Below are 25,908 nucleotides of genomic sequence, written 5' to 3'. Positions count from 1 at the left end.
GCGGAGCGGGAGCGGGAGAAGGCGGAGGCCGAGGCGGAGCAGGCTGCCGCCAAGGATGAGGCGGAGAAGGAGAAGGCGGAGGCCAAGGCGGAGCGGGAGCGGGAGAAGGCGGAGGCCGAGGCGGAGCAGGCTGCCGCCAAGGATGAGGCGGAGAAGGAGAAGGCCGAGGCCAAGGCCGAGCAGGAACGCGAGAAGGCGGAGGCCGAGGCGGAGCAGGCTGCCGCCAAGGATGAGGCCGAGAAGGAGAAGGCCGAAGCCAAGGCCGAGCAGGAACGCGAGAAGAACGAAGCCAAGCAGGCGGCAGCCGAGCAGCAGGCGATCGTCCTCGCGCAGAACCAGAAGGCGCAGGACGAGGCGACGAAGGAACGGGAACGGGCCGCGGCCCAGGCCGAAGCCGATCGCGCCGAGGCCAAGGCCGAGCAGGAGGCCGCGAAGGCGGAGGCCGCTGCCGAGAAGGAAGCCGCCGAGCAGGAGCAGGCTCGGGCGCGGGCCGAGGCGGAGCGGGAGCAGGACGCGGCCAAGGCGGAGGCCGAGAAGGAGAAGGCGGCGGCGAAGGCCGAGCAGGAGGACGCGAAGGCCGAAGCCGAGCGTGAGCAGGAGGCCGCGAAGGCGGAGGCTGTCGCGGAGAAGGAAGCCGCGAGGCAGGAGCAGGCTCGGGCGCGGGCCGACGCGGAGCGTGAGCAGGAGGCCGCGAAGGCGGAGGCTGTCGCGGAGAAGGAAGCCGCGAGGCAGGAGCAGGATCGGGCGCGGGCCGAGGCGGAGCGTGAGCAGGAGGCGGCCAAGGCGGAGGCCGACAAGGAGAAGGCGGCGGCGAAGGCCGAGCAGGAGGCCGCGAAGACCGAAGCCGAGCGTGAGCGGGATGCCGCGAAGGCGGAGGCCGGTGCCGGGCAGGAGGCCGCCAGGCAGGAGCAGGATCGGGCGCGGGCCGAGGCGGAGCGTGAGCAGGAGGCCGCGAGGGACCGGGCCCTTGTCGCGAGGGAGGCCGCCGAGCAGGAGCAGGCCGACGCGCGGTCCAGGGCAGAGGCCCAGCAGGAGGAAGCCCGCCGCGAGGCCCTCCAGGAGAAGCAGCAGGCCAGGCTGGAGGCCCAGAACGCCAAGGCTGACGCCCAGGCCGACTACGAACAGCAGAGGGCCGAGGCCCGCGCGGAGCGTGACGCCGCCCTCCAGGACGCCGACCGCCAGGAGGCGGCGGCGCGACAGGAGTACGAGCGGGAGAAGGCCGAAGCCCAGGAACAGCGGGACCAGGCGCGGCAGGACGCCGAGCAGGAGCGGGCCCAGGCACGCCAGGAGTACCAGCGTGAGATCGCCGCCGGCGCTGAGGAGAACGAGGCTCGCGAGGAGTACGACCGGCGGGTCGCGGAGGTCGACGCCGCCGAACGGGAAGCCCTCGAACAGGCGGACGCCGCCGAGGCCGAGGCCAGGAGCGAGTACGACCAGGCGAAGGCCGACGCCCAGGCCGAACGTGAGGAGGCGCGCACCGAGGCCGAGCAGGCGCGCAAGGACGCCAAGTCCGACTACGACCGGCGGATGGCCGGCATCCAGGCCGAGTACGACAGGATCAACGCCGACGAGAAGGACATCGACGAGCAGATCCGCCGGCGTATCGCCGACCTCCCCGAGCCCCCCGACCTCTCCGCCTACGACCCGGGGGCCTCTGCCGGCCGGGCGGGCTCGGCGTATTCCTCCGCGTTCAACGACAACCTCTACAACCAGGACGACCTCGCTTCGGCGCTCGGGCGTCCGCAGGGCGGCGACGCCCTGCCGGGCTCCTCCGCCGGCGGCACCGGCACCGGCACGGGAGCGGGCTCGCCGGGGATGTACCCGCCGATGGCGCGTGGTGCGGGCGGCGAGGCCGGTGGCAGCAGCGGCGAGCGCACCAGGACCGTCATCGAGCCCACGGTCGGCCGCTCCGGCCGGACGGCCGCCACCACGCCGACCGTCGACGACGAGGAGCACCGCGTCGTCCCCAGGTCCACGCAGACCAGCAGCAGCACGCCCTTCATGCCGCCGATGGGGCCCATGGGCGGCGCGGGGGAGGGCAGGCCGCAGACGGAGAGCGGGGACAGGGAACGGACGACGTGGCTGGCCGAGGACGAGGACGTCTGGGGCACCGACGAGGGCGGCGCGCCGCAGGCCCTGGGACGCTGAGGAGAAGGGGACCGGGATGAGTCAGCCGATGGAGGACCGAGTGGCCCAGGCGATGGCCCACCTCGACGCGGCGGAGAAAGCCGCCGCCTCGGCACGCGCCGAGCTGGACGCGGCGTCCGTCACCGCCCGTTCGGCGGACCGGTCGGTGCGGGTCTCCGTCGGCGCGAAGGGAGAGTTGACCAGCCTGGAGTTCCTCGACGGCAAGTACCGGACCATGGCCGCCGCCCAGCTCTCCGCGGCGGTGCTGGAGGCCGCGAACACGGCGCGGGCCGAGATGGCCCGCCGGGTCGTCGCCACGCTCGACCCGCTCACCAGGATGACCGCGCGCGGCGCCGCCCCGCAACGCATGGGCGTCGACTGGGAGTCCCTCTTCGGATCGCTGCTCAGCGAGACCTCCGTGACGAAGGGGACCACGGCGATGAGCAGGCTCCGCGACGAGATCGTCGAGGACGACGAGGAACCCGCAGCCCCGCCCGGGGCGGCCCGCGGCACGGACGGACGACAGGGACGGCAGGAGGGCGCGTGACCATGGCCGGCAACTACTCCGCCGACATCCAGGCGATTCTGCAGGGCTCCAGGCACCTCGCCGACGCCGTGCGCCACGGCGACGAGATGCTGCCCCGGTTCGAGAACGGAAACGCCGCCTACGCGGGCTGGTGGGGCGAGGAGGGCGGCGACGACGAGTTCGCCAACGCGGTCGGCGACCAGGTCCGGCGGGAGCAGCAGCAGGTGGCGGACACGGTCCTGGCCATCACCAGTGGGTTCATGGCGCTGGTCGACGCGGTCGCCGCCGAGGCCGACCATGTGCAGCGGCCGCAGACCCAGGCCCTGGACGACATCGAGGCACAGGGCGCGGAGAGCGAGAACAGGCGCTGAATGGCCATCATGTTCCCGCCCGGCCTGCGGGAGTTCATCGAGGTCTGGGTGGGCGCGAACGTCGCCACCGGCAACGAGGACCTGGGCTTCGACAGCCGTAACCCCTACAAGCGGCTGGCCGACGACGTCAGGGACCTGTCCGACGCGATGAAGGGAGCGATCTCCACCGCCGGGAACTCGCTCCCGCCGCGGATCGCCGACGAGTTCGTCGCCGCGATGAAGCTCTTCGTCGACGACAACGGCCAGAACCATCTCCAGAAGTTCTCCGACGAACTCCGTGACCTGGGCGCCCAGCAGGTGGACCGCTCCATCAAGCTGTCCGAGGCCAAGTACCAGATCCTCCTCGAGTTCATCCTGATGAACATCGAACTGGCGCTGATCGCCGTGCTGTCCGTCTTCACCGGCGGTACGTCGCTCACCGAGATCGCCATCCAGAAGGCACGCACCGCGCTCACCATCCTGCTGCTCCTCCAGCGGCTGGGACGGGCCATTCCCACGCCGCTGTCGGTGCTGCTGGAGGCGATCCAGGAGGCGTTCGTCGCGTTCGCCTCGCAGCTGATCTCCATGACCGCGCCGGACGACCCGGAGCGCCGGCGCGTCAAGTTCGACTGGACGGACATCGGCCAGTCGGCGGTCGCCGGCGCGTTCGCGGGACTCTTCGGGGGCATATTCGGCGAGGTCGGCGGAAAGTTCATCAACAAGCACTTCAAGAACAACAATTTCTGGAAGGAAGCCTCCGAGCTGCCGTTCACCTTCGTCAACGAGGGGCAGGCGGAAACCTTCGCCGAGGCCTTCACCGGCCTCGTCTTCCTGGGCACGTTCACCCTCAACCCCGGCACGTTCCTGAGCGCCGGCCTCAGCGGCCTCGTCTTCGAAGCGGCCTCCACGGGTGCGGAGTACGGCGGGAAATGGCTGAACGACAAGTTCTTCCAGAACCTCGACTTCGGCCCCGACGGCATCAACGACCTGCCGGGCGGCGGAAACCGGCACGATGACCGGAGCGGGAGCGAGAACCGGTACGCGTACGGGAACCGGTACGACGACACGTACGACGGCGGCAGCGCGTACCGGGACACGTACGGTGACACGTACGGCGACGACACCGACTCCTACGTCGGTGACACCAGCGGCACCGCGTCGGTCTCCAGCGACACCGGGTCCGTCTTCAGTGACACCAGTGACACCAGCGGCACCGCCTCCGTGTTCAGCGACACCAGCGGCACCAGCGACGTCTCGTCCGTCTCCTCCCTCTCGTCCCTCCCGGACTACGACACCCTCCCGGACACGGTTCCCGGCGTCGACAACAACGTCAACGCGTACGGAGTCCCCGGGGCGACGAGCGCGGGCAGGCCGTCGTACCACGCCCCTTCGCCGAACGCGTACCAGGACGCCTACCGGGACTCCCTCGTGGACGACCCGGCCACCGACCCCGTCTTCTCCGCCCTCACCCCGCCGGTGACCAGGAGCCCGGGGACCGACTGGCCCGCCGGCACGGACGGCCCAGCACCGGTGAACAGGCCCGCCACCGTCGGCTCGTCCGTCCCGGAGCCGCTCCCGACCAGGACGGGCGGCAGCAGCGACGTCGCACCGGACGAGACCGAGCGGCAGCGGTCGACGGACGACGACACGACCCGGTTCACTCCCGAGGAGCGGCAGCAGCGACAGCAGAACCCACAGCCGCCCCTCGCGACCTCCACCCTGCCCGCCTCGTCGACCACTCCATCGACCACCGCGTCCCCGGGCCACACCTCGCCGAACGCCACTCCGCAGCCGCGGTCCCAGACCGCCGCGCCCGGCGGCCCGGCGGTCACCGCCGAGCCGTCGGCCTCGGACACGGCCGCCCCGGACGACGTCCGTACCCCCGCGCCCGAGGAGTCCGCGCGGACCGGCCCGGCCTCCGCGGTGCCGAAGGCCGAGACCCGGACCACGCCCGACGTCCCGCAGCCCTACCGGCCCGTGCGGACGGAGTCCGAGGAAGCGCCGGCCACCACCGGCCTCACGGCGGAGCCCGCCCCGGCCGTTTCCCACGAGGTGCCGCACACCCAGCCCGTCACCGTCGACGAGACGCCGCTCAGCTCCCGGGCACCCGCCGAGATCCCGACCGGGGAGTCCTCCGGGCCGGGTTCCCCGGACTCGGTCGACATGATCATGGACTGGGAGGACGACCAGGACGCGTCCGAGCCCGAGTCCGATTCCGGGCCCGGGCCGGACCCGGCCACCGAGGCGCTGTACGACCGGCTGCTGACGGACGTGTTCGGCCCCGGGATCGCGACGAACCCCCTCCACCCGGCCCTCCGGGAGACCCTCGCGCACCTCGACCAGCTCCGGCAGGCCGTCCCCGCGCTCCGCCACGGCCCGCTCGACCTGGACGGCGTGACCCGTCAGGTGCTGCTCCTGCACCCCGCCGACCCGGTGACCGACGGGCAGCGCAGCGAGCTGTTCCGGGTGGCGATGGACCCGGCGGTGCAGTCCGCGGTCAGCCTGGCCGCCCTGTCCGCCTTCCACCTGGAGCTCCGTGGCGCACTGTCCCTCACCCAGGCGCTGACCGCCGACGACGGCGGCGTGTGGGGCCGCAACTGGACCACCACCACGATGCCCGGCCTCGACGTCACCGAGGTGGGGAAGGTCGCCCGGCAGCCCGACGGCACCCTGGGGCGCGGTGACGTCCAGCCCGCGCCCTGGCACCGGTCCGGTGAGCCGAAGCCGTACGTCGTGATGGCGGAGGGCGACCACCAACGGATCGTCGTACGCGGCTACGACGGTGCCCCGCGCCAGGTGCCCCTCGACGTGTTCGCCGAACTGCTGGCCCGCGATCCCCGGCTCGCCGGGCTGCCCCCGGAGACGCCCGTGGTGCTGCTCGTGCCCGAGGCCGGTTCTCGCGGCCTGGATCTCCCGCGCCAGGCGGCGGACCGGGTGGGCAGGGACGTCTGGTCGGCCAACGGCACGGTGAAGGTGTCCCCGCAGCCGGACCCGTCGCGACCGTACGTCGTCTCCCTGCTGTACGGGGAGGGGCTGCCGCGCGCCGACTGGATCCGCAGCACCCCCGGCCAGGTGCTCGACCCGGCGGAGTACGAGAACGCCCCGGCCTGGGAGCGCGAGGTGCGCTCGCACAGCGTCGTCACCGACGGGGGCGCCACCATCGGCAGAGGCGTGTTCGAGGACTCCGAGGCTCCGCGCCGGATCGCGGCGCTGAAGCTCGCGACGGAGTCGTCGGAGCTGTGGCACTACAACCCGGCCAGTGGGGAGTCCGCCAAGGACGACGATCCCGTTCCGTTCGCCGGCAAGCCGGTGTACGTCTTCGGCGCCCACGCCCGCCCCGGCGCGACCAGGGTGCCGACCACGACGGACCCGGCCCACCACTCCCGGCAGCGGGAGACCGGCGGGATGCTCAGGCGGCGTCCGAGCCTGGCGCAGCTCCCCAAGGACCACGCCGTGCTGATGGAGGCGTGCTCGAGCGCGAAGCCGCCGGGTGTGGTCCGCACCCGCAGGGGCATCGACGACACGTTCGTCCCCGACCCGCTGGCGGCCGTCAGCGAGAGCCAGCACGTCGCCAACGAGACCGGCCGGACCACGTACGGCGGCACCCACATGGTCAGCTTCGCCACGCTGCCGGACGGGACGTTCGTGCACCGCCTCTACACGGACTCGCGGGGGCGGCGCGGTGAGTGGGTGGAGCACCGGCCGGAGCCCACCGGCGACCTGCTCGACGACCGTGCCCGCGCGGCGGGCCTGCACACGGACTCCGCGCAGCCGGTCACGGACGCCGACCGCGAACGGGCCCTGCGGCTGGTCCGCGCGCTGCGGCTGGCCTTCGGCGCGGCGATCGAGGACGACAGCCGGTACGGCGACCTCCTCGCCGGGATCGGCGCGCTGGAGACCATGCGGGCGGCCGACCCGGCCCTGCGCGACCTCGGCCCGTTCTCCATGGACCTGTTCGAACGCGCGGCCCATGCGGACCCGCGGAGTGCCCCGGGCCCCGACGCCCACCGGGACCTGCTCACCCGGGCCGTCGACGCCGTACGAAAGCAGCCGGGCACCGCACTCTCCGACTTCGTCGCCCTGCCCCACGTCACCACCGCGGCGCGGCGGCTGGGCGGTCTTTCGGACCAGGACCTGGACACCGAGGCCGCTCGCGTCCTGCGTCTGGGCGACGGCCCGGTGGCCGTCGGGGATGCCGAGCGGGCCCGGCTGTTCTGGGCGACGGTCAAGGCCCTGGAGTGGGAGAGCAGGACCCCCGACCCGGACGCCCTCACCCGTGGGGTCCTGCATCTGGACCTGCCGGACCCGTCCCGGCGGCCCGAGCTGCTCGGCCTGGTCGCCCAGGCGGCGGCCGTCGGCGTCGACGTGGACAACCCGGCCGAACTGGGCGCCTTCCATCTGGAGACGCTCGGCGCCCTCTCGCCCGAGACCCAGCTCCGCGACGCCAACGGCGCGCCGGTCGGCCGCCATTGGGCACAGGCCCCGCCGGGCGCCACCATGGCGACCGACCGCGTCGTCGTGGCCGCGCCGAAACCGGGCGGCGGCTACCGGCCCGTGGGCCAGGAGCGACCGCCGTGGAGCGCGCCGGGCGGCCCCGCGGCCTACACGGTGTGGGCCGGGGGCGGCCGGGACCACCTGCTCATGAACCTGCCCGGGGGCTTCCGCGGCCGGGTCCCGTACGAGGAGGTCGCCGAGCTCCTGGCGCGGGACCCGGTGCTGAACACCCGCCCGGCGGACGGCACGGACGTCGTCCTGGCGGTGCCGAAGGCGGTTCCGACCACCGGTCCGCTCACCGGAGCGTCCGCCGCCCCGACTTCCGGAGCATCCACCGGACCGGCCATCGCTCCGTCCACCGGCCCGGCCATCGCCCCGTCCTCCGGAGCGTCCACCGGCCGGATCACCGCACCGCCCACCGGCCCCGCCCCGGACACCGGCCCCGCCCCGGACACCGACCCGCGTACCGTCATCAGTGCCGGAACCGGCCGGGCCGTGTGGGCCTCCCGGGGCAGCGTGGGCCTGGCCGCCACCGGACCGTCGCGGCCGTACGTCCCCACCCTGCTCCCCGGCGTGCCGGGCCGTCGGGCGGCCGCCGACTGGTCGGTCGTCCGGCCGAGCCCGAAGCCCGCGACGGACCCCGGCACGACGTTCGCGGCCGGGGCTCCGTCCGAGGAGCCGGACCGGGCGGTGTCCCTCGTTCCGAAGCCCTCCGAGCCCGATCCGCCCTCCCCGGACCGCCCGCGCCTCGACCCCGCCATGGAGCCGCCCGCACGGAAACGCCGCGCCCCGGCCCGGTTCGCGGACGGCCGGCAGATGCCCGGGTACGTCGACGACCTCCAGTCGCTGCTGCCACCCGGCCTGACCGCCGCCGAGCTCGAGCAACTCCTCGCCAGTCCCAGCACGTTCGGTCAGAGCACGGTCGTCCTGCGCGGCTTCGGCCAGGCCCTGGACGCCATCGGCCGCGAACTGGGGAGAAGGCCGGAGGCCCGGCCCGCGGACGGCACACAGCTGCTGGACGACATCCGCCAGACGCTCCGGGACAAGCCGAAGACGCTGGCGGACGGCGAGGGGCGCCCGTTCCCGTACGTCAACGCGGACGGAAAGGCCCGTGTCCTGTGGGTCCGAGCGCGTCACCACGGCAACTGGGCCCTGTTCGACGACGGCATCGGTGACGCGACGAAGATCGACAGCATGCACCGGGCCGCCGCGATCTTCGGGCTGACCAAGAACATGCAGGCCAACTCCCAGTACGGCCTCGGCGGACCGATCGGTCCGGCGGGCAGCGCGGCGTTCGGCGGCTTCGGCCGTCTCGCCCTGCGGTTCGGCTTCATCGACAAGGTCGGCTACACCCTGACCGACCAGCGCATGAACCAGATGGAGACCCGGACGCTGGACACGTCGCGGGCGTACCTGGACGACATCCACTACGAGATGCGCGTCACCGACTCCGCCGGGCGGGTCGTCACGGGCACCGACACCGACCCGGCCGCGCCCGCCCGGTTCGCCTTCGGCATCCGCAAGGGGCTCTCGGTGCGGCTGCCCGACAGCGTGACGAAGATGCCGGAGCCGGGCCGGATCCCCCGGACGATCGACCTGGACCGCAACTCCCAGTACCGCTTCGTCCGCACCGAGGGCTTCGGCCCCGTCGCCGCGATCCGGGACTGGGCGGCCGGACGGATCGGGGCGCTCCCCGGCAGCTCGGCCTACACCGAGCTGGACATCTTCTTCTCCGGCGACAGCTTCCAGCGGCACGGCGGCACGATGGCGCGCGGCCGGATCACCACCCCGCCGCTGTTCGCCGACGACAAGAAGAAGTCACCGCTGGGCGTCTTCGTGGTGGAGGAACTGATTCCGCGGACGGCGGTGCTCGTCGGCGAGACCGACCAGGCCGAGATGCGGGACATCAACACCTCGACGGTCCGCAGCGAGCGGAGCCGGGCACAGGGCAGAAGCCTGCTGCTGCAAGCCGTCGCGGGTCCCGCCTTCAACTTCCACGATCCGGGCACGGCCCCCTTCGACCTGCGGCTCCAGTTCGGGCCGACCGCCCAGTACTCGTACGCGAAGACCTGGTCGGTCGGACTCGGCGCGGCCGGCACCCTCAAGTCGGCCGGCCAGGTGAAGGGCCCCAGGACCGCGCTCTACCTGGTGGTGAAGTCGGTACGGGTGCGGCGGGCCGGTGACAACGCGCCGCCGACGCGCTTCCTCACCTGGAGCCTGGACCGCATGACCAGCTCCGAGGCGCGGCGGCTGGCCGGATGGGACGACGGGACGTCGCTCGGCCTGCGCAACGGCGCCGCCCCACCGTTCGCCCCGGCCTATCTGACCGTCGACCGCCCGCGCACCCTGGGCATGCACCGGGTGAAGGAGTTCACCTTCGACGACGGTCTGCGCACCCGCGTCACACCGGACGCGGCGGACGGCGTCGGCCGTACCCTGCTGGACGCCTTCGCCGACGGCGTGGTGGACAGCATCGGGAATCTGCGCCAGGGACTGGTGGTGCCCCTCGACCAGCTGCTGCCGCCGAACCTGCCGAAGGGCTGGCGCGCACGCCTGGGCGATCTGGTGGGGCGCAAACCCGGCCAGGCGCTCCAGGCGGCCCAGAGCCTGCCCATGCCGCCCCGGTGGACCGATCCCGTCACCTACCGGATCGCCCTCCAGAACACCCTGCAGGTCCTCGGCGTGCTGTCCCAGCAGAACGTCACCGCGAACCTGGAGGCGCTGACCACGATCGGCCTGTCGATCAGGCTCACGGACCCCGACTCCGTCGGACAGACCCACTACACCGTCCGGGTGCACGGGGCACTGACCGGGCGGCGGTACGAGGGCAAGGACACCGACGAGGGAATGCGCTTCAGCGCCCAGGGCATCGACCGGCTCGACGGCCAGAGCAGCGCGAAACGAGGTGTCGACCTGGGCTTCGAGGGCACCTTCTCGGGCCGCGACAACACCGTCGACGACCTCGCGGGCCTGCCCCGGAACACGCTCGGGCTGACCCTGGGCGCCCGCCGGGGGTGGCAGTGGGAGGCGGAGACCGCCTTCGGGTCGACGGTCACCAACGAACCGATGTCGGTGAGCAACCAGCCCACCCACCTGTACCGCTACGACCTGTCCCTCACCGCGACCATGGGCGGCTACTGGCGGCCCCGCGGCCTGATCCGCGGCCTCGGCCTCGGACTGCCGGGACTGCTGGTCCTGGACGAGCCGGTCAACGTGCTCTTCGGCCGGACGGAGCCGGGCCGGCCGCGGGGCGTGGGCGGCGGTCCCATGACCGGACAGGTGCTCATCGGCGTCCCCGTCCAGCACACGCCCGAGGCGGACCCGTACGCGGACGGGGCGCTCAACCCGTACCTGTCCGACGAGCCCGCCCCCACGGCCATGACCACCGAGCGGGCCCTCGCCCTGGCCAGGGGCGACCTCGTGCTGCCCGCCGGTACCGGCACCGAACAGCCCGCCGGACGGCTCGCCGACCGCGGGACCCCGCAGTTCAGGGAGTTCCAGCAGCACCCGTTCGTCATCGTGAACATGGTGCTGTCACCCACGCTGACCACGGAGGTGGACCGGGTCCTGCGGACGGCGTCGGGCAGCGCCTGGCAACTGGTGAAGGAGGGCGCCCCCACCCGGGACGCGATCGTGCGCACCTTCACGCCCCAGTACCTGGCGTCGAGCTTCGACCAGAGCTCGGGGCCGCTGGGCCTGGTGGGCAGCGGCCTGCTGGGCAAGGGCCCGTACGGCGAGCTGTGGGGAACCTTCCGGTACGCGACGACGGTCGGGAACCTGCGCGCCCTCACACCGTCGATGTCCATGGACACCGAGATGACGCTCGGCGGCACCCGCCTGGCCGCCGGCAAGATCAGCAACAGCACCAGTTTCGTCTTCGGCGGCCAACTGGTCTACTCCGTCGCCCAGAATCCGGGACACGGCCTCATGGGCGCGTACGGAATCGTCGCCAACCCCGTCTCGACGTCCCACGCACACAGCCTCAGCGTCGTCCGCACGGTCGTCGCGGACATGAACCGCAAGGGCTTCACCCACCAGGTGCTGGTCGCCGGCGACGTGCGGCACTGGTTCGCGCTGTTCTCCAGCCGGCTGGGCACCGGCCGCATCGGAACGGCCGCGGCGGCCGGCGCCCTCGTGCCGAGCTCCCTCGCCGGAGCGGCGGGGACGGCACTGACCAGCCCGGGCGGCCTGCTGGGGCATCTGCCGGAGAAGAGCGCCCACCGGATGGGGCTGATCGACGACGGCATGGGCGACGTCCCCCGCTACACCGGTCAGGTCTGGACGCCGCAGCCCTGGATGCGCGGCGCCGCCTTCGGCACGTACGCGGTCAACGCGCTGGACCCCACGGACGTGCTGCTCGCCCTCGACAGGCGGATCCGGGAACTGGGGCTCGACGACGAGAGCCGGGAACGGGTCCGGCAGCTGGTCACGGGCCGCGCCACCCGGGCGCTCAAGGGGGAGATGACGACCACCGGTCCGTCGACGCCGGTCACCGCGGGAGGCTGGGGCTGGGACAGCGTCCGGATCGGCAGCCGGCGGATACGGGCGCGGGTCGAACTGATCCCCGGGACGCCCGTGTTCGACGGACTCGACCACAGCGCGGAGCTGGAGGAGAACCGGCGGGCCGTCGAGACCGCCCAGCAGAACTCGGAGTCCTCGTCCGGCGCGGACCTGGGCCTCCTGACCAGCCAGATGGTGTACACCGGCAACACCCAGGTCCCGGCCGCCGGACCCACGTACACCGAGGGCGGCTCGAACCGGAAGAGCGCCGCGTCGAGTCACACGGTCACCACCGTCACGATCTACCGGGCGGCGTCCACCGAACCCCACGCGGAGATCGTCACCCCGTACCGCATGCGCATCACCCTGGAGGCCGACGACACCCCCCACACCGGCGCGCCGGCCGGCCCGGAGCCGGAGGAGGGGAAGCCCACGGCCCTCGACCGCTTCCGGGGCCGGCTGCGCATCGTCGAGGAGGACGACGTCGGCGCGCTGCGCGAGCACGTGCCGCTCAGCCTGATGGAGCCGGCGCCGGCACGGACGGAGACAGAAGGGTCCGGCACCACCCCGGCCGCCGGCCGGCTGCTGCCCGCGCCCGATCCGGCGGCCGACCCCGCCCTGGCCTCCCCGCCCCGTCCGGTGCCGCTCCCCGGAGCGGGTGAGGGACTGACGGCCCGGGACGGGGACGGCGTCACCCGGCCCTTCACCTTCCCCCAGAACGGCATGCACCCGCGCGGGATTATCGGCATCGAGAACATCCGCATGGCCGGCGACCTGCTCCTGGCCAGGGCGTACGACGCCGGCTTCTCCCTCCGGTCCCTGGAGGGCGAGGACGGTCCCGACGCCTCCACCCTCACCGAACTCCTGCGCAGGACCAGGGAGACCGGCCTGACCCGCCTCGGTACCGGCTCGGCGCAGGCGCTGGAGGACGGCACCAGCTCGACGGCGCTCACGGCGTTCTTCCCGCGCACCACCGAACCGGACGGCTACCAGGTGGCGGGGCTGACCGAGAAGTCCCTCGTGGGCACCGACACCGGACGGCTGACGCTCCGCTCGGCGCCCGACTTCAGCCGCGCGCTGCTGCTGACGGTCGCCGACGGCAAGAAGCTGGAGGTGCTCAGACGGTACGGGGAGAACGCCGGCACGTCGTCGTCCGTCGAGCACAGCCAGTCCGCGAGCCTCGGCGGCGGCTTCCTGTACGACTCTCCCCACAACGCCGGCCTCAACCAGATCGGAGCTTTCGGCCCCGGCCCCAACGACCTCGACGGCGACGGAATGCCCGTCGGGGACGACCACCTGACCTCGCGCAACCTCAAGCCCCGGACGGGCCGGTCCTTCCTGTTCGCCGTCCCGGCCACCTGGATCGGCGTCGGCGACGTGCACCGCGGCATCGTGGACTCGAAACTCGCGAACCACCTGCGGGGCACCTTCGCCCAGGCCAGGCCCGGCCCGCAGGCGATGGAGTCCGAGGCGTACGTCGTCACCTGGATCCGGGAGGACATCGCCCGGGACCTGCGGATCATCACCGACGCGAACTTCCCCCAGCGCGTCTCGCACGCGTGGGACGCGGTCGCCCGCGCGAGCAAGGCGTGGGTCGACGCGGACAAGGCCTACTGGAAGAAGCGGCGAGCCTCCGTCGGGCTGCGCGCGGACCTCGACGCCGCGCAGGCCGCACTCGACGAGGCCGCCGGGACCGCCCGCGCGGCGGCACGCCCGGTCGGCCTCGCCCGGACGGGGGTCGAGGACGCGGACACCGCCCTGACACGGGCCGAGGCCGACGCGCGCCGGGACCACGGCACCGCGGACGCGGCCGTGGCCGCCGCGCGGGCCGAGGCCGACGCCTTCGCCGGGGACGAGTACGCCGCACCCGAGCACGACGGCTGGGCGGAACTCCTGCGCACCGAACAGGACGCCGCTCTGGCCCGCCTGGCCGACGCGGAAGAGACCGCCGGACACCTGCGGAAGACGGCCGACCTGCGGCTGGAGACCGCGCGTACCGAGAAGACGGCGGCCGACGGGCGGCTCGACGCGGCCCTGCTGTCCGCGAGAGCTCCCGGCCGGGCCCTCGACGAGGCCACCGCCCGCCGGGACACGGCACGCGACGCCTTCGACACCCGGCGCGCCGAGCTGGCCGCCCTCAGGGACACGGCGGAGAAGGCCGCGGCGGAGTACCACCGGGTACGGGCCGGGGCGGACCAGCTCACCCGCTGGCACCGTCTCGCGGCCACCGCGGCGGGCCGCCAGGAGCTGAACGGTCTCCCCGAGCCGCCCGAGGTGACCTATCAGGCCCCGCACAAGGCGCCCGAGCCCGAGCCCTCGGCCCCGCCCCGCTACACCAGGACCGGCACCGGACCGGACACCGTCCTCACGTCACCCACGAACGAGACGTACACGCTCCACGACGTGCCGAGGGACGGTGACGCCTTCTTCCGAGCGCTCGCCCTCGGCCTCGAACGCGCCGCCCCGGGACTGCCGGCCGCGGAAGGCATCGACCTCGACGATCCCCGGGCGACGACCGGGCTGCGCCGGAGGATGGCCTCCTGGCTCACCGACCACGCCGACGACGACCTGCTGGCCGCAGTCACCCCCGACCACACCGACGCCTTCAGCGCGGAGGAGATCGCCGCGGCGAACCTGGACCTCGCGGCGGGCACACCCGCCCGCCATGAGTTCGACGCCCTCGGCGGCCTCATCCCGCACGCCGTCGACCTGGCTCCCGAGGTACGGGCCGAACTGGCGATCGCCCAGCTCCTGCGCCGGGGCGACGTCGCGTCCGAGGCCGGCTGGAACCACGCCGCGGCGGACCTGCTGCCGCTGCTCGCCGCACGGACCTTCGGCGTACGCGTCACGGTGGTCGGGAGCGACGGCGCCTTCCAGGACTTCGTTCCCGAGGACCCGGCGGGCGCGGGCAGCCTCCAGAAACTCGTCGGCACGTCCGCACACCCCGGCGCACACGTGGTGCTGAGCCTCGACGACCGCCACTACCAACTGGCCCTGCCGACCGCCCGGACACCGCAGAAGGGCGCGGACCCGCTGCCGACGGGCGCGGAGCCGCTTCCACCGCAGGACTCCCAGCCCCCGGCGCCGAAGGACTCCCAGCCCCCGGCGCCGCAGGACCCCCAGCCCTCGGCGCCGAGGGCGAAGGCCGGGCAGCCGGCGGCCCAGTCGCCGAACGTCCCGCTCCAAGGGGACGGCGGGGAGGCCTCCGAGCCGGAGAACGACAGCGGCCGGGCGAGGGGCCGCCGGGTGCCGGTGCCCGGCACGGGCGAGTGCCTCCTGTACTCCTTCATGGCCGGCGACCCCGTGCACGTCCGCAGTCGTCTGGGCGGTCTCGCCGCCACCGACCGCGCCGCGTACGACCTGCTCGGGGACCCCGACGCCGTACGCGCCGAACTGCGCCGTCAGACCGCGCGCCGCGCCAGGACCGGCGCGCCCCCGGCCGGCCCCGTGCAGGCCGCGCTCCATGCCATGCGGTCCTACGCGGAGGACTACGTCGGCCGCAGCGCGGGACGGCTGCATCCGCAGATCGTCGGCCAGTTCCGGCAGACGGTCGCCGACGCCTTCGCCGCGCGCGTCGGGGCGATGGACCGGGCCGGGATGCTTGCTCTCCTCGCCCACCACGGCGTGCGGCACGTCCCCGTCCCCGAGGCCCTCGACCCCGCCGATCTGCTGAGGCGGTACGTCGACGCCCGCCTGGCGTCCCAGCCCGCCGGCCCGGGCAGCTCCCCGCAGGACGCGCGGGCCGCCGCGGAGGCGGAGGCGGCGGACCTGAGCCCGCGCCGGATGTTCGAGCACCTCCAGCAGCACGGCCTGCTGCCGACGCCCGACGACCTCCACGACAGCGCACTGCGCCGTCTGCTCACCACCGCCTACACACAGAGCGCCGCGCCGCTGGACGACACGGAACTGCCCACGCTCCTGGACGCCGTCGTCAACTGGGAGCAGCGCTGGGGAACGCCGGCGGGGGAGGTCTTCCTGCCCCTGCTGGCGCACGCCTTCGACCTGCGGGTCGACGTGGTGCGCTCGCTCCCGTCGGGTGCCCGACGGGTCAGCGGCGCCGGGCCCGGCAACGCCACGCGGCAGACGGAGGTCTACTACGACGGCAGCGGCCACTACGACGGCAGCGACGCGGGAGCCCGCGACCGGTTCGGCGACTCGGTCCTCCCGAAACGGATCAAGGACGAGGAACGCGACCGGGACGGCGACGTCCGGCTCAACCCCCTGTGGGTGCCGTTGGACGAGGTCGACCCGGACCTGCTGATCACCGGCAACCGGGACGCGGTGTGGCTGTACACGGTCACCGACGACGGGCGGGTGGTCCTCGGCACGGAGGACCTGAGCGGGATCGTCACACCGGAGCAGTTCGACGCGCTGCTGGCGGGGATGCGGGAGAAGGACCCCGCTCTGACGGCCGAGTCGCTGCGCAGGACGCTGGACGGGCTGGGCCACACCGGCATCGCCGCCGGTTTCGCCGACGACGGCGGGGAGACGGCCGGCCGGACGCTGCCCGGCCGCAGTCGGGTGTCCGGTGAGTTCCGCTGGAGCGCGACGCTGCGTTCCTGGGTGGTGAACGACAAGTCGGGCCGCTACATGAGCGAGACGGTCCGGCCGGGTCTGGACGCCGTGGAAGCCGCCGGCTGGCTGACCAACGTGGCGGGCCTGTTCAGCGCCCGGCTGGGCGTCGTCGTCCGGACCGACCAGGTGAAGACCGCTGCGGCCGTTCCCGCACCCCCGCCTCCGCCGGAGCCCGCCCCCGAGCCGCCGAGGACGCGGACGACGGCACTGGGCCCCGAGGACCACGACCCGGTCCACCCGGCACCCCGGTCGGAGCCCGACGCCGACGACGACCCGCTCGACGTCGGTGTCGGCATCGCGCATGACGCCGACGCCGACGCCGAGAGTGCTGCGGTGCCGGACGACGACGGACCCGCCGGGCCCGCACCGGCGCTGGCCCCGTCCCGGTCCCGGGTCGCCTTCGCACACCGCCACCGGGACGTCACCGACCCGGACCGGCGCCGGCAGCTCGCCGACCTGGCCGAGCAGATCGTGGGGTCCGGCCTGCGCGACCTCAGGGCCGGTCTCCGGCTCCCCGCGATCACGGTCACCGGTTACAGCAACGGCCCGCGATTCGCCCTGTCCGGTGACGCCGTCGAGCACGCCGAGACGGTCGGCCGGCAGCGGGCGGACGCCGTGCGAGACCTCCTCCTCGACGAGATCCGGCGTCAGCTGGAGCTCAACGAGCGGGCCGTGCGCAACGTCGCGGAAGTACGCGGCGGCACGGTACGGGCCGAGGACTTCCCGATCACCACGGAGAGCGGCGGCCGGGACATCGGCGCCGTCGGCCCGGTCGACGGCGCCACCGGGCGGGCGGCACGGCGGCAGGCGGTCATCACGGTCGACCGTTCCCCCTTGTCGGACGCGGCCGCCCGGCTGGCGGAACTGAGTCCGGAGGATTTCGGCCAGGCGGACTACTTCACCGGCCCGGACCGGCTCGCCGGGAACCTCCTGCACCTCGACGACAACCCCGGAGACGACCCCGACTCGGACCCCGACTCGGACAGCGACTCGGACAGCGACTCGGACGGGGAGTCCACGGACTCCGCTCCCGCACCGGTGCGCTTCGACATCGACGACCTGTCGAACCGCGTACGCGCGCTGTACGAGCTGGTGGACGAGGCGATGGCAGCCGGCCGGGCGACCGGCCGGGCCGCGCTGACCGCGTACCACCTGGGCCGACGGGGCCTGCTGTCCGACGCCACCCGCCTGACCGCCCCGGACGGCACGCCGCTGGGCCGGAACTGGACGGGCCGGCCGGCCAGGGACATGGACGCCTCCTCGTACGACGTGGTGGACGGCGACGGCCGGGACCCCCGGCCGTCGCCGTGGGCACGGCGGCCCGACGCTCCCCTCCCGTACGTGATCGGAACGAGGGGCGGCGACCACACGAAGGTCGGGCTGGCCCTGCCGGACGGCAGCAAGCGGTGGCGGCTGTCGCCGGAGGAGTTCGGCGAACTGCTGGCGCAGGACGCAGAGCTGGCGGGCCGGGACGACGGCGCCGAGGTGGTGCTCGTCTCGCCGAACGCCGGAGCCATGGGACTGGACCTGCCGCGCAGGGCCGCGGCGCGGACGCGCAGGACGCTGTGGTCGCACAGCGGCGAGGTCGCCCTGAAGCCGCACCCCGACACCGGCCGGCACCGTGTGGAGGTGACCGACGACCGGGCCCTCGAAGACGAGGCGACGGGTGAGCCGATGGGCGAGCCGATGGGGACGTGGATCGCCAGTGGGCCCGACGACCTGGGGCCGGACGAGGGACGGCCGGAACCCGGGGAGGACATCCTGCGCACGATCGACGGGAGGACCCTCCGGGACGCGGACGTCACGTCGTTCACCCTCACGGACGAGGGCCGGCCCGTCGGCCGTGCGGTGGTCAACGGCGCGGACCTGAGCCGGCGCGAACCGTGGCTCCAGACCCTGACCCGGTCGACGGAGTGGTCCGCCTACGACCCGGTCACCGGTGAGCCGATCGGCAGTCCCCGGCCGGTGCCGTGGAAGGGCCGGAAGCCCTACTTCTTCGTGGTCCACGGCCTTCCGGGACAGACCCTCATGGTCGAGAACATGCTCCAGAACAACGTTCCGGTCCGGGGTGCGGAAACCGGCGGCTACCTCCGACGGCGCCGCAGCGTGGCCCGACTGGACCGGGACACCCCCATCGTCTTCCTGTCCTGCTGGGGGAGCGGACCGGAAGGGCACACCGCCGCCGCCCTGAAGCGCAGCCGCCCGTTCGTCCCCGACCCGCTCGCCGTCTCGTCGGCCGCCCAGGACGTCTCCAACGTGACACGGCGCGACGTCTACGCCCCGAACAGGGAGCACTGGAGCCGCTACGCGAACGGGAAACTGTACGACCACGGCATCCCCACCACCCCGGCCAACGACCCGGTGGACATGGTGAAGCTGCGCCCCGAACCGACCCCGGACGAACTGGACACCCTGGCCGGGCAGGCCGGCCTGGAGACGTCCCCGGACTTCACTCCGGCCATGGCCCGGGACACGGCACTGCGACTGGTCCGTGCCCTCCGGTCGACGTTCGGCGTGGACGTGGAGCACGACAAGGACGACCCGGCCGGCACGTACCGCCGGCTGCTGCGCGGCATCGGCGCCCTGGAGGTCATGCGCCGCGGGGACGGGAACCCGAGGGAGTCCGGGGAGCTGACGCTCGACCTGCTCGACCGGGTCACCCGAGCGCACCACGGGCTGACGACTGCCCCCGGCACCCGGCCCGCGCCGCCGGACCCCGACGACGTACGGACGACGCTCGAAGCCGCGTCGGAGCGCCTGGCCACCGACCCGCAGTCCGCGCTGCCCGACTTCGTCCCCCTGCCCTCCGTGGACCGGGCCCGCGAACTCATCGGCCGCCAGGATCCGGACCGGTGGACCCGCCAGGTGCTGGGACTGCGCACGTCGGCGCACGTCACCGCGACCGACCGGCAGCACGCGCTGTGGGCCACGGTCCAGGCCGTGGAGAGCGTGGAGAACCACCCCGACCCCGACGCCCTGACGACGAAGGCCCTCCACCTGCCCACCGGCGAGGACCCGCGGGACGAGGCCCTGCGGACGGAACTCCTCCGGACAGCGGCCACGGCCGCGGCCCTCGGCCGCGACGCCTACGACCCCACCGCGCTCGCCGCGTACGACCTCGAACGCAACGGCGCGCTGGACGACCGCACCCTCATCACCTCCGTGAACGGGACGAAGGCCGGCCGCGGCTGGACGGGGAAGCCCGCCCCTGGCCGCGTGTGGGCGGACCGCTACGTGATCTCACCCGACGGCGGCCTGAGCAGCCGCGGCGCCCTGGCGCCCTGGCACCGGAAGGGCGCCGGGAAGAGCGACCACCCCGGTGGATACGTACTGGACATGAGCAGCACCGCCCCAGGACGGGTCGACATGCCCTGGCCGGACGGCACCACCCGCCCGGTGCCCTACGAGGAGATCGCCGAACTGCTCTCCCACGATCCCGTCCTGGCACGGCTGGACCGGGACGTCACGGTCGTCCCCGCCGGGGCGGCGCCGGGGGACTCCGACCTGGCCGAGGCGATCGCCGCCCGGACAGGGGCCGCCCGGACGGTGTGGCTGCCGACGAGGCCCCTCCGGCTCCTCGACCGGTGGCCGGCGGCGAACGAGAGCTTCCTCGTGATGACCGCGCCGCAGGACGACACGGGAGCCCACTGGTCGCAGACCCGTCCGCCCGCGCCCGCACCCACGGCCCAGCCCTCCGGATCCGCCCCCGAGGCCATCACGGCCGGTGACGGTACCCCGCCCCAGGCGCCGCCGTCCGAGGACGCCCGGCGCCACTGGATCGCCGGCCAGGTGAGCGCGGAGGACCTGCCCGGCACCCCGCCGGGGTTCACCGGCGCCGAGACCGTCACCCTGGACGAACTGCGGGACGCCGGTATCGAGGTCACCCCGGGAATGGACGTCGAGGCGCAACTCGGCGGCGGGGTGCGGGGCAGCGCACTGGCGCCGCTCGACCAGGCGCGGCTGCTGCTGGCACGCCCCGGTCCGTGGCCGGACGCCCTCGACGCCCTCGCGGCCACCGTGTCGCGCCGGATCTGGCGCTCGGCGTTCACGGCCTTCGCAGGCCCCACCCCGGACCCGGACGCCGCCCGGGCGTGGGACGCGGCACTCGCACTGGTACTGCCGGACGGCGAACCGGACTCCGTGCGCGAGGACTGGCGGTACGCCGGGGAGGCGTTCCGCGACGCGGTGGGCCGGGTCGCCGTCCTCCTGGCGGCGGAAGGAACGGACCCCCGGACGGCCGCGCGTCTCGCCGCCCGGCTGCGGGAGGGTCTCGGACTGCCGGCCCTCGACACCGGCGGTCCGGGTGACCGGTGGACGGAGCAGGCGGACGAGTGGAGAACAGGGTGGCAGTGAACGAGGCGAACGAGCGGAGCGCGGCAGCGATGCCCACGCCCCCGGAGGACATCGTCGAGGCGGCACGGCTCGCGCCGGAGCACTGGATCAGCATGATCGATCCCGGCTGGGGCGGTGAGGGCGTGCCGCCCGACCGGGTCGTGGTCGGCCGCTGGCGCACGGGAACGACCGGCGAGATCGAGGAGTGGGAGGACAACGAGGCCTACCGCCCCTCCCCGGAATCGCTCGGCTGGCCGGAACCCACCGACGACGTCGACGCTGCGCTCCAGCTCGCCGTCACCGGTTACGGACCGGCCGAGGACGTCCTGCGGGCCCTGGCCGCCGCCGAGGTGGCGGTGCTGACCCTGCCGGACGGCGCACCCGTGACCGCAGCCGTGGCGGACGGCGGACTCGTGGTCCCGGTCTTCACCGCCTCGCCCCACCTCGACCGCGCAGGCGGCTTCGCCTTCGACGTCGTCACCGCCTCGACCCTCCTGGACCGCCTGCCGCCCGGCCACGCGCTCTACGTCAACCCGGCCGGCCCCGCGGGTGGCGTGCTGGAGCCCGATCAGCTCAGGGCACGTCTCTCCCGGACACTCGGGGACGCTCCCCGCGAGCCCGCCCCGGGCCCGCCCCCTCGTACGTGACGGACGTGCCCGCGCCGGTTTCCTCCGTCGTTCGGCGACCTTGCCCAGGGACACCCTGGTGCGAGCCGTCGCCGCGGGCCCTCGGCTGCGGTTGTCGCTTCCGGCACGGGGCGCGCGGTAGAAATTGAGCCATGGAAGGAAAGCGGTCATTCCGCCCGAACCGACGGTCGAGAGGCCGCTTCGACCAGCGCGGGACCGACGGACCGCGTCGCGGTCCGAGACCGGGGCCGCGTGCACTGCTCAGCCTGCGCACCACGGCGGGGCAGGCCTTCCTGTTGCAGGTCGTCGCCGTGTTGTTGCTGGTCGGAGCCGCGGTGACAGCCTTGGTGATCCAGGCCGACAGCGACAGCGAGGCAGAAGCCGAACGCATGTCGGTGACCGCGGCCGAGTCCTTCGCGAACGCTCCGGGCACGGCCGAGGCGCTGAGCGCCCGGAATCCGGCATCCGTCCTCCAGCCGCGAACCGAAGCGGCCCGTCGACGGGCGGGCGTGGACTTCGTCGTGGTCATGGACACCGAGGGGGTCCGCCTCACCTACCCCGACCCGAAGCAGATCGGGAAGAAGTTCGTCGGCACCATCGGCCCCGCACTGGAGGGCCGCACCGTCGTCGAGCGGGCCGGCGGACCGTCGCTGCCCGCCGGCGGAGGAGAGGCGGTGCAGGCCGTGGTCCCGGTGACCGGTGCCGACGGCTCCGTGGTCGGCCTGGTGTCCGCCGGGATCACGGTGGAGAACGTGGGCGACACGGTAGAACGGCAGCTGCCGATCATCCTCGCCACCGGCGTGGCCGCGCTCGTGCTGTCCACCGCGGGGGCGGCACTGGTGTCGAGCCGGCTGTGGAGGCAGACGCACGGTATGGGCCCGGCGGAGATGACCCGGATGTACGAGCACCACGACGCGGTGCTGCACGCCGTGCGGGAGGGCGTACTGATCACCGGGGCGGAAGGGCGAGTGCTGCTCGCCAATGACGAGGCACGACGGCTGCTGGGCCTCCCGGCGGACGCGGAGCGGCGCCGGACGGCGGACCTGGGGCTGGACGAGGGGATGGCGCGGCTGCTGGCGTCGGACGAGCCGGTCACGGACGCGGTGCGGCTGGTCGGGGACCGGCCGCTGGCGGTGAACAAACGGTCCACGGCCCCGTACGGGGGCCGGGCGGGCAGCGTGGTGACGCTGCGGGACACCACGGAGCTGGCAACCGTGACGGGGCGGGCGGAGGTCGCGCTGGAGCGGCTGAAGCTGCTGTACGACGCGGGGGCACGGATGGGTACCACGCTGGATGTGACGCGTACCGCTCAGGAACTGGCGGAGGTGTCCGTGCCGAAGTTCGCCGACGTCGTCACCGTGGAGCTGTGGGATTCCGTCCGGCGGGGCGAGGAGCCGCCGGACGCGGGCACCCTGCTGCGTCGTACCGTCGTCCACGGCCGGGACGGCGACTACGGCCTCTCGCCCGTCGGCGAGCTGATCCGCTTCCCGCCCGACGGCCCCGGCGCCGCCGCGGTGGGCAGCTGCCGGGCGGTCCTGGAGGCGGATCTCAGGACGTCCGACGGCTGGCGGGCACAGAACCCCGAGCGGGGGCGGCGGGTGCTGGAACGGGGAGTTCACTCCCTCGTCGTGGCGCCGATGCGGGCGCGGGAGGCCTTGCTGGGAGTAGCGCATTTCTGGCGCGCGGACGCCTCCGCACCGTTCGTGGAGGAGGACAAGTCCTTCGCCGAGGAGCTGACCGCCCGGGCCGCGATCGCCATCGACAACGCCCGCCGCTACACACGCGAGCACGCCATGGCCGTCACCCTGCAGCGCAGCCTCCTGCCCCGGGGCACGCCCGAACAGAACGCTCTGGAGGCGGCCTACCGCTACCTCCCGGCCCGGGCGGGGGTGGGTGGCGACTGGTTCGACGTCATCCCCTTGTCCGGCGCCCGTGTGGCGCTGGTGGTCGGCGACGTCGTCGGCCACGGCCTGCACGCCGCGGCCACCATGGGCCGGCTCCGGACCGCCGTGTACAACTTCTCCACCCTGGACATGCCGCCCGAGGAACTGCTGAGCCATCTGGACGAACTGGTGGCCCACATCGACGCCCACGAGGCCGCCGCCGAAGAGCAGGACGGGCAGGAGATCACCGGGGCCACCTGCCTGTACGCCGTCTACGATCCCGTCTCCGGTCGGGTGACCGCCGCCACCGCCGGCCACCCGGGGCCCGCGGTCGTCCGACCCGACGGGACGGTGACCTTCCCCCACCTGCCGGTCTCCCCACCGCTGGGGCTGGGTGCGACCCTGCCCTTCGAGGCCGCGGAGCTGACACCGCCCGAGGGCTCGAAACTGGTGCTGTACACCGACGGACTGATCCACGACCGGAACCGCTACCGCGACCCGGACACCGGCCTGGAGGCCCTGCGCGCCGCCCTCACAGGAGCCGGCCGTACCCCGGAGGCCACCTGCACGGCGGTGATCGAGGCCATGCTGCCCGCTCAGCCGAGCGACGACATCGCGTTGCTCGTGGCCCGCACGCGGCGCCTCGACCCCTCGGACTTCGCCGAGTGGGACGTGGCCCGCGACCCCGCGGCGGTGGCGCCGGTCCGTGCCGCCTGCGCCCGGCAACTGGCCGACTGGGGTCTGCGCGACACCAGCTTCACCACCGAGCTGATCCTCAGCGAGCTCATCACCAACGCCATTCGCTACGGCGGCGACCCGATCACCGTGCGGCTGCTGTACGACCGGAGCCTGATCTGCGAGGTGTCCGACGGCAGCAGCACCTCACCCCGCCTGCGCCGGGCGAAGACCACCGACGAGGGCGGCCGTGGCCTGTTCCTCGTCGCCCAGTACGCCGAACGCTGGGGCACCCGCCACGTCCCCGCGGGCAAGGTCATCTGGACCGAGCAATCCCTTCACGGCGGTGCGGCGGAACCCGGTGACCCCGGCGCCGTCCCGCTCGACCTGTGGAACGACGAAGCCCTCTGACGGGGACGCGCCCGGGCCGCGGCCCGGTGGCGGAACGCCTGCCCGGGCCGGGCTGACCCGCCGGCCACCGGGCCGGAGCCCGCGGGAGCGGCCGACGTGCGCCGGTCCGCGCCGCCCCGCGCCACCCGTGCCTCCGATTCATTCCATCGGGGCCGAAGGGGCCGATCCGAGGCGACGGACGGTTCTCCTCTTCGACGATGGGGCGGCGACCGGCGCGCGAGTGACCACGACTCGGTGGTCCCGCGAGTCGCACGGTCAGCGGTCCGGGAGAAATGAAGAAGAGGGCAGGGGGACGGCATGCATCTGACTCCGCACGAGGGGCACCGCCCGCTGGATCACATGGCGGCGGACGCCGCACGGCGGTGGCGAGAGCACGCGGTGCCGCCGGACCCCGCCGAGGCCATGGCGCCGACGGCCCTCGGCGCGGCGCGCCGACCACGTGGATGAGGGCGTCGTCCATGCCTCGTTACCCACTCGCCGGCAAGACCGTGCTCATCACCGGCGCCGCCGGCGGCATCGGAACAGCCTGTGCCCGCGCCCTGCGTGCCCGGGGCGCGAACCTGGTGCTGGCCGGCCGCACTGCTTCCTCGGTCGCGGCGCTGGCGCGCGAACTGGGGGAAGAGGGAACGCTGCCCCTGAGCGTGGACGTGACGGACCGGGCGGCACTGGACGACGCGGTGGCCCGTACCGTGGACCGCTTCGGCAGGCTCGACGTCGTCTTCGCCAACGCGGGCATCGCCCCGGCGCGTCCCGCCACGGTCGCCACCGTCGATCCCGCGACGTTCGAGCGCGTGATCGAGGTGAACCTCCTGGGCGTCTGGCGCACCGCGCGGGCGGCGTTGCCCCAGATCCGCGCCCATCGCGGTCACGTCCTGGTCAACGCGTCCGTCTACGCCTACGTCAACGGCGTCGTGAACTGCGCCTACGCGGCCTCCAAAGCCGCGGTCGAGCAGTTCGCCCGGGCTCTGCGAGTCGAGCTGAGCACTGACGGGGCCACCGCCGGTGTCCTCTACCCGGGATGGGTGGCGACCGAGATGACCCGACCGGTCTTCGGAGGCGACGATCTGGCCACGAGGATGCGTGAAACCGGCTTTCCCCGTGCCTTCGCCGCGTCGATTCCCGCGGAAGCCGTTGCGCTGCGTGTGGTGCAGGGAATCGAACGGCGTACCGCGAGCATCACGGTGCCCCGTCGCTGGCAGCCGGTCGGGATCCTGCGTGGCGTGGTCAACCCCCTCTGCGATCGCCTCCTGATCCGCAACACCGGCTTCCAGTCGATCCTGCGAGCGCTCGAGAACGGAGCGTCCGCGACCACCCCGCACCCACCGGCCCCGACGCCGGGACCGCCGCACGCCGGCTCGCCCACCGTGCCGGCGCCCCCCGAACCGGAGTGAGCACCCATGTCCTCCGCA

At 73.8% G+C, this 25,908-nt stretch carries 6 protein-coding genes and 1 pseudogene; all 7 read left to right on the top strand.

Annotation, left to right across the window (positions count from 1 at the left end; genetic code table 11):
• Positions 1 to 2,148 (top strand): annotated as a pseudogene (locus ACP4IX_RS22300) (hypothetical protein); the annotation flags it as partial.
• A gap of 16 nt (positions 2,149 to 2,164) precedes the next feature.
• A complete protein-coding gene (locus tag ACP4IX_RS22295) occupies positions 2,165 to 2,674 on the top strand; it encodes a YbaB/EbfC family nucleoid-associated protein (RefSeq protein WP_426556463.1) in 510 nt (169 codons plus the stop codon).
• Between the two features lie 2 nt (positions 2,675 to 2,676).
• Positions 2,677 to 3,024, top strand: coding sequence for a hypothetical protein (locus ACP4IX_RS22290; RefSeq protein ID WP_426556462.1), 348 nt, complete (start codon positions 2,677 to 2,679; stop codon positions 3,022 to 3,024).
• Positions 3,025 to 20,925 carry a lonely Cys domain-containing protein gene (locus ACP4IX_RS22285; RefSeq protein WP_426556461.1) on the top strand — a complete coding sequence of 5,967 codons (17,901 nt, stop codon included), beginning with the start codon at positions 3,025 to 3,027 and terminating at the stop codon, positions 20,923 to 20,925.
• Positions 20,916 to 21,551: a type VII secretion system-associated protein gene (locus tag ACP4IX_RS22280; RefSeq protein WP_426521903.1), complete on the top strand. Its 636-nt coding sequence runs from the start codon at positions 20,916 to 20,918 to the stop codon at positions 21,549 to 21,551. Before ACP4IX_RS22285 ends, ACP4IX_RS22280 begins: the two co-directional genes overlap by 10 nt.
• Positions 21,552 to 21,682: 131 nt before the next feature.
• Positions 21,683 to 24,499 carry a SpoIIE family protein phosphatase gene (locus ACP4IX_RS22275; RefSeq protein WP_426556460.1) on the top strand — a complete coding sequence of 939 codons (2,817 nt, stop codon included), beginning with the start codon at positions 21,683 to 21,685 and terminating at the stop codon, positions 24,497 to 24,499.
• A gap of 458 nt (positions 24,500 to 24,957) precedes the next feature.
• The gene (locus ACP4IX_RS22270) at positions 24,958 to 25,890 is read left to right on the top strand and encodes a short-chain dehydrogenase/reductase (protein WP_426556459.1); all 933 of its coding nucleotides are present in this window, start codon (positions 24,958 to 24,960) and stop codon (positions 25,888 to 25,890) included.
• The last annotated feature ends 18 nt before the right edge of the window (positions 25,891 to 25,908 follow it).

The sequence above is a fragment of the Streptomyces sp. WG5 genome (assembly GCF_049974565.1).
In the GTDB taxonomy this organism is placed as follows: Bacteria; Actinomycetota; Actinomycetes; order Streptomycetales; family Streptomycetaceae; genus Streptomyces.
Note: the sequence above shows the minus strand (reverse complement) of the source record. Positions and strands in the feature narration are given on the sequence as shown.